12 protein-coding genes are annotated in these 13,101 nt (G+C 62.3%); 9 read left to right on the top strand and 3 right to left on the bottom strand.

The annotated features are described in order from the left end of the window. The first annotated feature begins 185 nt into the window (after nucleotides 1-185). Both MU551_RS04095 and MU551_RS04090 read left to right on the top strand, forming a co-directional pair. A complete protein-coding gene (locus MU551_RS04095; RefSeq protein WP_247040878.1) occupies nucleotides 186-905 on the top strand; it encodes a GAF and ANTAR domain-containing protein in 720 nt (239 codons plus the stop codon). A gap of 11 nt (nucleotides 906-916) precedes the next feature. Next, nucleotides 917-1,228, top strand: coding sequence for a hypothetical protein (locus tag MU551_RS04090; protein ID WP_247040877.1), 312 nt, complete (start codon nucleotides 917-919; stop codon nucleotides 1,226-1,228). 16 nt (nucleotides 1,229-1,244) lie between these two features. Here the strand turns inward: MU551_RS04090 and MU551_RS04085 are convergent, their stop codons facing one another. The 3 genes from MU551_RS04085 to MU551_RS04075 all read right to left on the bottom strand — a co-directional run bounded on the left by MU551_RS04085 (nucleotide 1,245) and on the right by MU551_RS04075 (nucleotide 3,491). Next, on the bottom strand, nucleotides 1,245-1,679 hold the full coding sequence (locus MU551_RS04085) for a hypothetical protein (protein ID WP_247040876.1): 435 nt from the start codon (nucleotides 1,677-1,679) through the stop codon (nucleotides 1,245-1,247). Between the two features lie 119 nt (nucleotides 1,680-1,798). Next, nucleotides 1,799-2,545, bottom strand: coding sequence for a GAF and ANTAR domain-containing protein (locus MU551_RS04080; protein WP_247040875.1), 747 nt, complete (start codon nucleotides 2,543-2,545; stop codon nucleotides 1,799-1,801). A gap of 154 nt (nucleotides 2,546-2,699) precedes the next feature. Continuing rightward, nucleotides 2,700-3,491, bottom strand: a complete 792-nt coding sequence (locus MU551_RS04075) for a ZIP family metal transporter (RefSeq protein ID WP_247040874.1) — start codon at nucleotides 3,489-3,491, stop codon at nucleotides 2,700-2,702. Between the two features lie 213 nt (nucleotides 3,492-3,704). Between MU551_RS04075 and MU551_RS04070 the strand changes: the two genes are divergently transcribed. From MU551_RS04070 to MU551_RS04040, 7 genes are all read left to right on the top strand, one after another. Further along, the gene (locus tag MU551_RS04070; RefSeq protein ID WP_247040873.1) at nucleotides 3,705-7,265 is read left to right on the top strand and encodes a discoidin domain-containing protein; all 3,561 of its coding nucleotides are present in this window, start codon (nucleotides 3,705-3,707) and stop codon (nucleotides 7,263-7,265) included. A 160-nt stretch (nucleotides 7,266-7,425) separates the two neighbouring features. Then, nucleotides 7,426-8,493 (top strand): LacI family DNA-binding transcriptional regulator, encoded by a 1,068-nt coding sequence (locus MU551_RS04065; protein ID WP_247040872.1) that lies wholly within the window; start codon nucleotides 7,426-7,428, stop codon nucleotides 8,491-8,493. A gap of 41 nt (nucleotides 8,494-8,534) precedes the next feature. After that, nucleotides 8,535-9,062, top strand: a complete 528-nt coding sequence (locus tag MU551_RS04060) for a hypothetical protein (RefSeq protein WP_247040871.1) — start codon at nucleotides 8,535-8,537, stop codon at nucleotides 9,060-9,062. A gap of 114 nt (nucleotides 9,063-9,176) precedes the next feature. After that, nucleotides 9,177-10,337: a Gfo/Idh/MocA family protein gene (locus MU551_RS04055; protein WP_247040870.1), complete on the top strand. Its 1,161-nt coding sequence runs from the start codon at nucleotides 9,177-9,179 to the stop codon at nucleotides 10,335-10,337. Further along, entirely contained in the window at nucleotides 10,334-11,269 is a 936-nt protein-coding gene (locus MU551_RS04050; RefSeq protein ID WP_247040869.1) for a DUF6807 domain-containing protein, read from the top strand. The genes MU551_RS04055 and MU551_RS04050 overlap by 4 nt, the downstream gene beginning before the upstream one ends. Beyond that, complete coding sequence (locus tag MU551_RS04045; RefSeq protein WP_247040868.1) at nucleotides 11,266-12,009, top strand: cupin domain-containing protein; 744 nt, start codon at nucleotides 11,266-11,268, stop codon at nucleotides 12,007-12,009. The genes MU551_RS04050 and MU551_RS04045 overlap by 4 nt, the downstream gene beginning before the upstream one ends. Nucleotides 12,010-12,064: 55 nt before the next feature. Further along, nucleotides 12,065-13,096 carry a hypothetical protein gene (locus MU551_RS04040; RefSeq protein WP_247040867.1) on the top strand — a complete coding sequence of 344 codons (1,032 nt, stop codon included), beginning with the start codon at nucleotides 12,065-12,067 and terminating at the stop codon, nucleotides 13,094-13,096. Nucleotides 13,097-13,101 lie beyond the last annotated feature (5 nt).

Below are 13,101 nucleotides of genomic sequence, written 5' to 3'. Positions count from 1 at the left end.
AGCGAATTCAGGCTGCAAAAGACCGGAAAGAGTGTTCTTGATTCAACCTTGAGTCAGACTTATGGCGGCGGGGGTTCCCGGCGCCCAACCCGGCTTGAGGCTATGCTGGAAGTAGCCGGCTTGTGGGCTGGGGAACCCCGGAATGGGTCTGAGCCCACGCCCCCGAACCCGATCAAGAGGCAACCATGTCCAAACAGCTTCCCCTCGACGAACTTTCCTCAGTCATCGCCCGGGTGAAGGGATTGCTCCTCACTGAGGAGAAAGTTGAACGCGCTGTACAGTTGCTCGCCAGTGCCGCCAAGCAGGCCATTCCGGGAACGCTGGGGGCGGGTATCTCCCTCCTCGATTCACAGGGCAGACGCACCAGCAGCGCGGCTACGGACAAGATCGTGCAAGAGGCGGATGCCTCACAATACGAACTGGGGCAGGGACCCTGCCTGACCGCCTGGGCTTCGGAACAAACAATTCTCGTCGAGGATGTGCGGACGGAATCCCGGTGGCCGGAATGGTGCGCCGCAATGAAGGATCTGCCCATCCGCTCAGTGCTGAGCACTCCACTCATTGCAGGCAAAGAAACACTCGGGGCGCTGAAAATCTACGCCGCCCTGCCAGGGATTTATGACGAGGAAACAAGCCGGCTCCTTCAGCTGTTCGCAGGACCCGCCGCAACGCTCCTGGCCAATGTCCAAAGTTCTGAAACGCCGCGTCGTATCAGCGAATCGCTGGAAACCGCCCTTTACAGCAGGGACACCATCGCGCGGGCAACCGGCATATTGATGGAACGGCACGGGTTGAGCAGCGAGGACGCAATGCAGGAACTCCTGAGCCGTGTCCGTGCAGATCGGACCACGCTCCTGGAAGAGTGCAGTCGGATCATTGCAGCCGTACCGGGACGCCGCGGGTAGAGGAGTCACCGATGGGGTTCGAAGCCCACGAAGAAGAACAGTGCCGCCTGCTCAGGAAGGCACTCAAATTCGCCGACATTACCCCGGCGGATCTATGGCTGACGTACTTCAGCATCGGTGGAGCAGTGGGGGAATACGAGGTCCACGCCTACCTGCAGGGGCTTTTGTCCCTGCCTATACTGCAACGGGATCTGCTGGCCTGTGCCGCCAACGAACTGATCGAAGCAGTCCCCCCGCTGCCCCGTGCCCCCTACGCCGAGGACCTGGAGGACAGCCACGACGCCGGCGGCACCGGCAGAAAGAATTCCAATAGGAACACCTGAAAGAGTCAGAAGCTGCTCAGACGGGTATCTCCATCTGGAATCCGCAATTGCATCTGAGGACGCGGGTCCTGAGGTAAACGTCCAGGAGGGCCTCAGGCTCCCGTTCCGTTTTCATTTCGGCATAGGCATTGCGGAGCTCGGATCCTGCCACGTGCATAGGTTCACCACAGTGGATATATTCGCCGCCGAACTGCAGTACCCCCAAGGACCTTGGTGTACCGGGACGGTTGAGGATGGCCGCCACCTGAGGCACACCGGCGGGATGCTCGTAGAAGTATTCACACTCCCCGCAGGTGTAGGAAACCCTGACGAGATCCCGTTCCCCTCCTTCGAGGGCTTCGATGGACTCGACGATCAGGAATCGATCGGTATGACATTGGGTGCACCAGAGCCGCTGGCTGTAAGGATGGTGGGCGCCGCCTGGAATGAAGCGGTTGGAGATGGTCGACACTGACAGGACTCCTGCTGTATGGGAGGCCTGTGCCCACTCTGCTTGAGCGTTGCTCCCGAGATCAGGCTAACGTCCTGCAGCCAATCCGACAAGCATAGGGCCTGCCCTCACAGGCTGCCCTACTCGTCAAAGTGGGTGTGCACCGCCGCGTCCTCAGTCATGGATGCAATGATCCCGGCGGCTACGTCCCTCAGCTTGATATTCCGGCTATTCGAGGCCCTGGTGAGCATCTGTTGGGCGGCATCCTGGCTGCACCTGTTCTGCGCCATGATCGCTCCGACAGCGAGGTCAATAGTCGTACGGGACTGCATTGCGGCCGCAAGATCATTCCGCGAATCTGTCAGCTGGGCTATCCGCAGGGCCAACCGCAGGCTCTTCGAGATTCGCTCGGCAAAGTCTTCAGCCTCTGCAATGTCCTCCCCGGAGAACCCGTGGGCTTCCGGAGAGTACACATTGAGCGCTGCCCGCGTTTGCCCTTCGAGAGGAAGCGGCACGCCCAGGATGGACAGGATGCCCTGCCCTCCTACGGCACGAACGTAGTCGGGCCAGCGGTGTTCATCGCGCAGATCGGGCACGTGAATGGTTGCCATTTCCTTCATCGCTGTCAGGCACGGGCCCTCACCGAAGGTGTTCTGCAGCTCGTCCATGGCACGGGCACAATCATTGCTGCTGGCTATCGTCACTGCCCGTTTCCGCCGGATCACAGTGATACCGCAGTACACGCTCAAACCGGGCCTGGACAGGCTGTTGGCCGAGTAGGCGGCGAGCTCGTTGAGGAACTCCCCCACGTCTGAACTGTCCAACACCAGATCCTGGAGATGGAGTCCAATCTCCGCCGCTGCTTCCTTCTTCGCTTCAGTTGCCATGGGACAGACCGCTCTCCACCGTGCCTGAACAGGTAGGCCTGGAATCGCCAGCGAATCACCGGCAGGCATTGGCCCGTAACCCTGCTGAACGGTATTCTCCAGAATAGTCCTTCCGGACGAGGCTGTGGGTGTCTTAAATCAGCCGTCCTGATCATCAGGCAAGGGACAGAACGAAGGAAAGCACAAAGCCCGCGGCAGTGCTCAGGGCCACTGCAGGGCCGCCATGCTCGTATGCTTCGGGCATCAGTGTGTCGGCGAGTGAAGCGATGACGGCGCCGGCGGCGAACGCCAGAGGCACGGAAATGGTTTTAGGGTCGCTTCCCGAAAGCGGACCTGCACCAAGGACCACGGCCAGCACCAGAAGCACGGCGCAGGCAGTCCACAGCCCGATGACCAGGCCGGAAGTTTTTCCTTGCGCCTTCATGGATGACGCCCCCACAAGTGCCTCCGGGAGGTTGGAAACAAAGATGGCCGCCAACAAGGCCAAGCCACCGGTACCTTCTCCGAGCGAGATGCCCAGGGCGAGATTCTCCGGAACTCCGTCCAGCGTGACCGCCGCAAGGAGGGCCATGCCTGCAGCGCCGCGGGTGGATGAAGGGGTGGGTGGACGGTCGGAAGCAGCGGCGTCGGTATCAAGTTTGGCGCTCCCCTGGAACTCATCGGCAGGAGCGCCTCCGGCTCCTGGCTGAGCCCACCGGTCCAGCAGCGCACTGAGGCCGGTGAATACTGCTGCACCGGCAAAAAGCCCAATGGCGGCCCGCTCTATCCCGCCCCGTTCGTAGGCATCCTCGAAAAGTTCAAACGTCAGTGCGGTAATGAGTGCCCCGGAGGCGAAGGAGAGCAGGATGGCCAAGAGCCTCTTGGGCAACTCAAACCGCACTCCGATGAAGGCTCCCGCCAGCAGTGCGCTGGAGGCCACTGCACCGAAGAGGACCGCCATCAACATTTTGCCAGTATGGATCCGGCGCGGGTCCCGAACAATAGTGCCGAACAATAAGCCCGCGCCACTTGCTTGTTGATGATCGAGTTTGTTCGTTCATGTTCGCATTCCTTGTGGGCTGCCGACGGCGGTATTAGCGTCGGCGGGTAGCGGATCGGCTGGACGTCGTTGACGGGCAGCGTCCGATCACGACACTCTCCAACGATGAAGGGCTGAACAATGACGTTTTCCGAAGGCCGGCTCCGGCGCTCGGCGGCAATGGCCGTAATGGCTGCAACAGCAGCGTCGGGACTGGTGGCTTTCTCCGGCAGTGCAGCTCCGGCCACAGCGGCTGAAACCGTGGGCACTCCTGTCACCATCACCCCCAACCCCGCCAGTAAGGGCAAAGCCTTCCAGGGGTGGGGCACCAGCCTCGTCTGGTTCGCCAACGCTACTGGTGGCTATCCGGAGGAGATCCGCGAGGAGCTGTACCAAAAGGTCTTTGGCGAGAACGGCTTGAACCTCAACATCGCCCGCTACAACGTGGGCGGCGGGAGTGCGTCCGACGTCGCAAATTACCTCAACGACGGCAGCGCCGTGGAGGGCTGGTGGAACCCCGTAAGTGAAGCCACCGCTGAGAAGCCCGTACTTTCCAACCTGTACCGGCCTGACGGCTCAGTGGACCCGACTCAGGCAAACAAGCTCGCATTCCTGAACCAGTGGAACCCGGACGATCCCTCCTCCTACAACCCCGACGCGGACAAGACCCAGCGCTGGTGGGTGGAACGGCTCGCCGCCGAACAGCAGATCACGCACTGGGAAGCCTTCAGCAACTCGCCGCCGTGGTTCATGACCAAAAGCGGGTACGTCTCAGGCCAGGTCAGCACCAACAAGGGCGAGAACCTGCTGCCCCAGGCTGAGCAAAAGTTCGCCGCCTACATGAAGAAGTCCGTCGAACTGCTGGAAAAGGGCAGCGGCATCAAGGTGGACACCATTGACCCCTTCAACGAGCCGAACTCCGGCTACTGGTCAACAACCATCGACAACGTCACCGGCAAGCCGCCCACTTCCTACACCCAGAAGCAGGAAGGCGCCCTGATCTACCCGCCCGCGCAGGACCGCGTCACCAAGCTGCTGGCGGGCGAGCTCGCCAAGGACGCCACCACCACTGACGCCGTCATTTCCGCGATGGACGAGACAGACCCCACGAAGTTCATGAACAACTGGAACGCCTACAGCCAGCAGGCAAAGGACGCCGTCGCTCAGCTCAACGTCCACACCTATGGCACCAACGACCGGCGCCGCGTCCGGGACCTTGCCAAAGCCACTCAGAAACCCCTGTGGATGAGTGAAGTCGGCGGCTCCTGGGGTGGCAACCCTGCGCTCGGCGACACCACCGGAGGCTGGGACCGCTCCAACATCAACAACGGCCTCGGCATCGCGGGCCGCATGGTCAACGATCTCCGTGAGCTGGAACCGGAGGCCTGGGTCTTCTGGCAGCCGGTGGAGGACACCTACAAGCAGGAACACGGAAACGGCGGCTGGGGCTCCATTTACGTCGACTTCGACTGCAACTATGAGGGCCGGGTGGGCTCCTCCAACCGCCGGCTCAACGATGGCGACTCCGCCGAGGATGCCAAGTGCCGTGTGCTGACAAACCAGAAATACAACACCACCCGGAACTTTACGCACTACATCCGGCCCGGCGATTTCCTGATCGCCAACGACAATCCGGAGACCGCGAGCGCACTGCGGGCAGACGGCAGCGGCGCCACCCTGGTGCACTTCAACGACAACGCGGCCCCCGAGACAGTCACCATTGACCTGTCCAAGTTCGGCACTATTGCCGACGGCGCCACTGTGACCCCGGTGATCACCACGAAGTCGCCCATTGAGGACATTGAACGCAACGCCCTGATCAAGGGTGCGCCTGTGTCCGTGGACCGTGCAGGAAAGAAGGCCACGCTCGAAATTCCGGCTGCGTCAGTGGTGACCTTCCTGGTGGACGGCGTCAGCGGCGTGGCCGATGACGCCCCTGCGGTGAAAGACGGCCACACCTACCAGGTTGGCGGCGAGGCGAGCGGCAAGTACCTCACGGCCAAGGTGGACTCGACGGTTTCCATTCAGGACCTGGGCGCCAATGCAACCGACATCGCGCCGCAGCTGTGGACGTTCAACGCTGTGAAGGCCGACGACGAATACGCTTACGACCGGCGGTTCGTCGTCACCAACAAGGACGGGAAGGTTCTGACGGGTGATGGAGGGATCATGAACGGCAGCCAGTCGGGATCTGCCCGCCTCGTCACCCTGAGCCTGGAGGAAGCCAAGGCCCAGCCGACGGCGCAGTGGATTGTGACCACCGAAAACGGGAAGCAATGGACCCTGGTGAATGCTGCGGCGGCCATCGCACTCCAGGTCTCCGGCAGCCAGACAGCTGCCGGCTCGTCAGTGGCCCTGGCCTCGTCCAGCGGATCCACAGCCACGGCCACCAGCAATGCGCACCAGACGTGGGGCTTCGAAGACCTCGAGGACCTGGTGCTGCAGGGAACCCGGCGCATTGATCTCAGCACTCCCGTTGGCGTTGCCCCCGCATTGCCCGGCACCGTTGTTCCGCTGTACGAAAAGGGACCCGGAAGCCCCATCGCGGTTCAGTGGGAAGCAGTGGATCCGGCAGTGTGGAACAGGCGCGGGACCGTATCTCTGCACGGATCAGGCATCGACCGCTACGGCAAGACCTTTGACGACGCCGAGCTGGTGGTCACCGTCGGAAAGTACGTCGCCACCGATCCCGTCTCGGTGACGGTGGGAATTGGCTCAAGCGTCGCAGAGGTCCAGGCCGCTGCACCCACGCACGTCCCCGGCCAGATCGGTACCGGGACGGCGAGGAACAACCTTGCAGTGACGTGGGATTGGAGCACTTTGTCTGCCGCGGCGCTGGAGTCCACCGGGACGGTGACCATCGCCGGCAAGGCGGCAACCGGCGTCGACGGCTCCAAGCCCTTGGACGCCGTCCTGACTGTCCTGGTGGTTGACCGCGTGGCCAGCACCCATATCTGCAAGGAGGACACGACGACGACGGCGACCGCCAGTTACTCGGAAGCCTCCTATGCGCCGAAAAACACCTGCGACGGGAATGCCACCACGCGGTGGTCCAACTGGGTGGGCGGCGGCCGGGATGCCGACAGCCTGAGCTACGCCTTCACCCGCAACTACACTGTGGATTCGGCCACTGTGACGCTTGCAGAGCATGCAGCCCAGAGCCTGAGCATCCAGTTCCAGGATGCCCAGGGAACCTGGCAGGAAACCTCGGCAGGGGTAGTCACTGGCCTGACCACCACGTCCCCTGTGAAGGTGGCGTTCAACCCCGTGACTACCCGCGGTATCCGGGTCTCACTGGCCACTCCCGGTTCCTACACCAAGGTCGCCGAGGTTGCGATTTCCGGAACCAGGCTTGGTGAGGCACGAAGTGCTGATTTGGGCCGGCTCCTGGTGGACCAAAAATCCGTCGTCGGCTTCGACGCCGGAACCGCTGAGTACAAGGTGCTGACGGCGTCGACGGCGGTACCCACCGTTGCCGGCTATGCCCTGGACACAAATGCAAAGGTCTCAGTGGCGCAGGCAAGCGTGCAGAATCCCGTCTCCACGGTCACTGTGACGGCACCGAACGGCACGGTCAAGGACTACCGCGTAGCCTTTGTCACCGGCAAGCAGGAATGTCTGAACGGAGGATGGGCCACCAACGTGGAGCCTGGTTTCAAGGGTGAAGGAGAATGCACCAGCTACTTCGCCACTAACAAATAGCAACCCACAGCACTGATGGAAGCCCCCGTCAGGACCGTCCGGTCCCGGCGGGGCTTTCCGCGGTTGGGCAGTACTGGCCACTCTCCTCCCGGGTCCCGGGCTATCCTGACACCAACGAAATCAGACAAACTCACCGAGATCCTGCTGCGGAGGCATTGCTGTGGAAACTGAGAAGACCGCGGGTAGCGAGGCTCCGGCCAAACCTGCCACGATCTATGAGGTGGCGCGGCTGGCCGGCGTTTCCCATCAAACGGTGTCCAGGCATTTACGGGGCAGCGGAGGACTCAAACCCGCCACGGTTTCGAAGGTGCAGCAGGCAATTCTCGAGCTGAACTACAGCCCGAACATGGCTGCGCGTTCCCTCAGGACGCGGCTGGTCTACCGGATCGTCATCATCGTTCCGGAAGCTACTCAATTTGTCCCGGTGAGGATGCTGAACGGGGCTGCGGCAGCCGCCCATGAGGCTGGCTATCTGGTGGATGTGATCGCGCTCGAAGGCATGGCCGACACCCGCTCAAGCCGGCTCCTGGGACTCCTCGGGAGCGAGCAACTGGCGGGAGTCCTGTCCTTTGTCCCATTGGGCGGAATGCAACAGCACCTCGACGCCGCACACTCCGGTCTGCCCGTTGTGGTGGCCGGAGAATATGACGACAAAATGCGGGCCCGCGGCACCCTTGCGGACGGTGCCGCCGCGGCGCAGATCGTGGAACACCTGGCCTCACTGGGTCACCGCCGGTTCTTTCACGTGGCAGGACCGGCGCAATGGCCTTCCGCCAGGAACAGGCGGGCCGTCTACCTGGAGGCAATTGCCCGGCTGGGCTTGACTGCGGTAGGTGAAGCCCAGGGGGACTGGTCCGCCGCCTCGGGCTACAAAGCGGGACTCGAACTCCCGCTGGACACCGGAGCGACGGCAGTGTTCGCAGCCAATGACCAGATGGCAACTGGCCTGATGCGGGCCCTTCATGAGCGTGGCCTCAGAGTGCCCGATGACGTCAGTGTCTGCGGCTGGGACGACCTTCCCGAATCCCGTTATCTGGTTCCCTCACTCACCACGGTGAGCATGGACCTTGAAGCCCAGGGCCGGCAGGCGATGAGCGAACTGGTGGAAGCCGTCCAAGGGAATACCGCCGGCCATCCCCCGGTTCCGCCATCGCCTGATGACACCATCCCTGCCCTGATTGAGCTGGTGATCCGCGAATCCACGGCAGCTCCCCGTCTTGCCTATTGACTCAAAAATAGGCTGTAGCTATTTTTGAGTCGGGGAGAGCCGTGAAGGGCAAAACCATGATTCCCCGGATAGCTGCGGCAAGCATTCTCGCCATTTCAACCGCCCTGGCCTTCTCACTGCCATCCTCTGCGGCCCCACCGGAACGTGGCGGGAAACAAGTGTTCGACGCCGATGTCGAGGTGGTCGACGAATTCCTCACGGAGGCGTGCGGATTCACGGTCACCGCTCGGATCGCCGGCCACTACTTCGAGACTGTGTTCTTTGACAAGGACGGATCTGTCACCCGTGTCACGGCCCACCCCAGCTTCCGCTCCACCCTAACGAGTCCAACCGCCACAATCACGACTGCTGATGTGGGGCTGGACCGGTTCGTCGAAAACGAGGACGGCACGCTGAGCATTTTCGGAACCGGCATCCATCTCAAGATAAACGGAGACACGAAGGCCATTGGCCTGTGGAGGCTGGAAGTTGATCTACGCATCGGGGAATTGATCTCCGAGGAGTACCACGGGCAGTTCGACGTCGGTGCTGAGGGGACTGCAGACGCTATTTGTGAAGCCCTCAGCTGACTGTCACTTTTAGCTTCGGTGTAACTTTACGTAGCTCCCTTGACAGCAAAAGTGATCGATAACATAATCGTTTGTTATCGATCACTTTTGTGCGCCAACCAAGGAGAAAACCACATGTGGAATCCGCACGCGGGCGCATTGCGCGTAGGAATCATTGGGACTGGAGGCATTGCCCACGCCCATGCCGATGCCCTGTCGACGCAAGAGAACGTTGAGCTTGCCGTGGCCGTTGACCTTGATGCTGGCCGCTCAGAAGAATTCGCCTCCAAATGGGCCATCCAGCGGACGGCGTCCGACCTCTGCACGGCTGTTGCCAACGGAGAGCTGGATCTCGTGGCCATCTGCACTCCCCCGGCCAGTCATGTGAGCCTTGCCCTGGAAGCCCTCGCACTGGACCTGCACGTGGTCATCGAAAAACCCCCTGCTCTGTCGCTGGAACAAATGCACACGCTGATGAAGGCGGAGGCTGTATCCCGCGGATCTGTCAGTTGCGTCTTCCAGCACCGGTTCGGCACCGGCGCCCAGCGTGTTCTGGCCCTGCAGGAGGCAGGCCGGCTGGGCCGGCCGCTCGTGGGTACATGCAATACGTTGTGGTTCAGGAACCAGGCGTACTTTGATGTGCCCTGGCGGGGACTCTGGGATGTGGAAGGCGGCGGCCCCACCATGGGGCACGGCATCCACCAGTTCGATCTCCTCGTGCACCTGTTCGGCCCCTGGCAGGAAGTCACAGCCTTTGCCTCCAAGCTTGCCAGGAAAACTGACACCGAGGATGTGTCCGCAGGTGTGGTCCGGTTCGAGTCAGGAGCAATCGCCACCGTCATGAACTCGGTGATATCCCCCCGCGAAACTTCCCAGCTCCGGCTGGACTTTGAGCACGCCACCGTGGAGTTGGAGCATCTGTACGGTTACGACAACGATCACTGGACGCTGACGCCGGCACCGGGGTCAGAGGAACTCGCCCAATTGTGGGCGGCCGCTGAAACCAACATCCCCAGCGGGCACAGCGCTCAGTACGGCGTGATACTGGAGCATCTCAAAGCCGGGGACGTACCACCTGTCTCGCTTGCCGGTGCGCACCCCACCATGGAACTGGCCGCTGCGATCTATGCCTCCAGCATCACGGGAAAAACCATCAGCAGGGGTGAAATCGGTGAAGGGCACTCGTTCTTCACCCGGATGGACGGCAATCTGGAACCGTGGAAGCAGCAGACCGCCGAAGAGCCCGGGAAAGTTGCCCCAAAACAAGGTGCCGAAAAAGTGGGCGCAGACGCATGAGCACCGGGATTGAATGGGAGGACAGCGGCAAGGCAATAGCGGTACGCATTGGCGGCGTCGACGTTGCCGGCTACACCTACCTTCCGGACGATGCCCAGCGCGAATCACCGCGGCCCAATTTCCACACACTGCGGACCCTCGCCGGAGACGCACTCAGTGTTTTCCGCCCCCACGACCACACCTGGCACAAGGGCCTGGCCTGGTCGCTGCCCCACCTGGGCGAGGACAACTTCTGGGGAGGCCCGAGTTATCGCCGGGGCAAGGACTATCAGTGGTTGCCCAACAACGGTTCCATGGAACATCAGGGCACTCTTGAAGCAGGCATGCTGGAGGGCCGCTTCCGGTTCAGCCATTCGCTCACGTGGTGGACCCAGTCCCGCGAGCATGTGGTTGATGAGCTTCGCACGTTCGAAGTCTCGGAGTGCCCGGAGGGCAATTCCTGGACCATTGCCTTCGAAACGTCCATGCAGAATGTGTCCGGCCATGACATCAGGATCGGCTCACCCACTACCGAGGGGCGCGAGAACGCGGGTTACGGCGGCCTCTTCTGGCGAGGCCCCAGGGACTTCACCGGCGGCCGTATTCTGGGGCCTGATGGACTATCAGGGGAAGAACTTCGCGGCCGGCGTGGAGAATGGCTCGCCTTCGTGGGACAGCATGACGGCACGTGCAACCACTCCACTGTGATGATGGTGGACGATGAACTCAACGAGCAGCATCCACCCGAATGGTTCACCCGCAGCGAGCCCTTCGCGTGCATGGGACCCGCACCGTTCTTCAGAGAAGAGGTGCTCTTCTCCAGCGGAGCCACCCTGACCAACCGCTACTCCTTCGTCGCCGCCAACGGCGAGTCCACTGCGGACAGGCTCGCCGACCTCGCGGATGCCGGACGGCTGGCGCTGCAAAACCTGAAGGTGGGAAGCCGGCTATGAGCACTGTCCAGGAGTTGCCGTTTTTCCCGGGTGGGACAGCAGTGACACGGCTCGCCGTATACGACTGGGCTGCTGAAGATGGAGTCTGCGGCGGCTCCCCTCACCTTCACACGGCCTCCACTGAGGCCTATCTCGTGATCGGCGGAACAGGACAGGTGGAGACTCTCAGCAGCGACGGCTACGCGGCCCACGACCTGACCGCCGGCAACCTCCTGTGGTTCAGCCCCGGAACTGTTCACCGGCTCATCAACGGCGGAGACCTGGACCTTCTTGTGGTGATGCAGAACGCGGGACTCCCCGAGGCCGGAGACGCGGTCCTCACCTTCGTGCCGGAGGTCCTCGCAGACCCGGAACGGTACCGGCGGTTGGCAACCTTGCCGTCGCCGGACGCCGGTGAAGATGTGCTGGCCGCAGCTGCCCTTGCCCGGCGGGATGCCGCTTTGGCCGGCTACGCGGAGCTAAGGGCCGACGTCGAACGGCGCGGCTATGCTGCTTTGGCAGAGTTCCACAAAGCGGCAGTGAACGTGGTGCGGGACCGGGTCCCCGAGTGGCGGAAGTTGTGGGCCGAAAAGGTACTGGCCGAAGCCCAAAGCACAGACGCCTGGCTTTCTGACCTTGAGAGGGGTGAGGGTTCACACCTTGCCAAGGCGTCGGTGGCGCGGGCCAATCCCCGGAGCGCAGAGCGGTTGTTTGGAATGTGCGGACGGCTGCAGACCTGGGCGCCGGGAATGCCTGCCTGACCGCTTGGCAGGGGCGTAAGGTGTAGCCATCATTGTTCTGGCGTTGGGGGAAACATTGAGCTGGCCAATCGCAGACGCACCACAGTTCAGCAGGCGCCTGCTGCGCACCAACTGGCAACGGATGTTCGCGGCCGCTATCTTCGCGGTGAATGTCTACGTCCTCTGGCCGCTCCTGTGGCGCTTGTGGGGCCCGGCTGGAATCCTGGCAAGTCTGGTGGTTGCGGCGCTGATGACATGGTTTATTGCGCTGTTGCAGTTCGTGGCGGCACCCGCCCTGAACAGGACCGTCATGCCACCTCCATTCGGCAAGTTGCTCGGGCAGTCCAACGGGCCCGCAGCCGGGCAGCCCCTGCACGGCGAACATGCCCTGGAATCCTTTCGGAGGCAACTGGCCCTGGGAAACGCGCTTCCGCGCGGAGATGAGGAACGCCGTCGGACACTGCTCGTTGGCCTGCAGGAGCGCGTGCGCCGGTCATTGCCCCCGGGCGCGGAGGACACCAGGAAGTTGTTCACGGACATGTGCGCGGCACTCGAACGGGAGCCGCTTCCAGTCCTCGAGGCGTTGGCAACCAACCTGCGGCCTGAGGATGATCTGGCGTACTTTCTCCATTCCTGGGCCGCCGTCCCCAGTACCATCAAGCTCGACTTCCTGACCTTCCGGAACATCTTTGACGGCGAACGGCTGGAGGCGACCAGCAGCTCTACCGCCGGGGCGGCCGCAGGGGTGCTGCGCAGCGTCCACGTTGCCCTGCATCTTCGCCCCGGGCTAAGTCTCGCCAACGAGGGTGTGGAACATTATTCAGAGGAACGCATCAGCGAACTGCTGCGAGTGGCGTACGGTGCCTACCTTCTCACGGCGCGAACGCTGTGGGGCATGATGTCCAATGCCCAGCGGCGGGCCGCCATCAGCCGCGCGGTCTACACCCAGGTCACATCCATGAGCATGACGTCACCGCTCGCAATAGTCACCCTGGACCACGCGGGGAAGTCCGCTGCGATTCTGAAGTACATGGAGCGGCGCGACGTCTACCCGGAAAAAGTGAACATTGCCAGCCTCGAGAAGTACTTGGCCCGGCAGTCTGCCTGACGCGC

The organism is Arthrobacter rhizosphaerae, assembly GCF_023062595.1.
Classification (GTDB): domain Bacteria; phylum Actinomycetota; class Actinomycetes; order Actinomycetales; family Micrococcaceae; genus Arthrobacter; species Arthrobacter rhizosphaerae.
Note: the sequence above shows the minus strand (reverse complement) of the source record. Positions and strands in the feature narration are given on the sequence as shown.

Bases quoted from the DNA above. Each gene is read 5' to 3' on its own strand.
- MU551_RS04070 (WP_247040873.1), top strand. From the start codon at position 3,705: ATGACGTTTTCCGAAGGCCGGCTCCGGCGCTCGGCGGCAATGGCCGTA.
- MU551_RS04075 (WP_247040874.1), bottom strand. From the start codon at position 3,491: ATGTTGATGGCGGTCCTCTTCGGTGCAGTGGCCTCCAGCGCACTGCTG.
- MU551_RS04095 (WP_247040878.1), top strand. From the start codon at position 186: ATGTCCAAACAGCTTCCCCTCGACGAACTTTCCTCAGTCATCGCCCGG.
- MU551_RS04090 (WP_247040877.1), top strand. From the start codon at position 917: ATGGGGTTCGAAGCCCACGAAGAAGAACAGTGCCGCCTGCTCAGGAAG.
- MU551_RS04055 (WP_247040870.1), top strand. From the start codon at position 9,177: ATGTGGAATCCGCACGCGGGCGCATTGCGCGTAGGAATCATTGGGACT.
- MU551_RS04045 (WP_247040868.1), top strand. From the start codon at position 11,266: ATGAGCACTGTCCAGGAGTTGCCGTTTTTCCCGGGTGGGACAGCAGTG.
- MU551_RS04080 (WP_247040875.1), bottom strand. From the start codon at position 2,545: ATGGCAACTGAAGCGAAGAAGGAAGCAGCGGCGGAGATTGGACTCCAT.
- MU551_RS04050 (WP_247040869.1), top strand. From the start codon at position 10,334: ATGAGCACCGGGATTGAATGGGAGGACAGCGGCAAGGCAATAGCGGTA.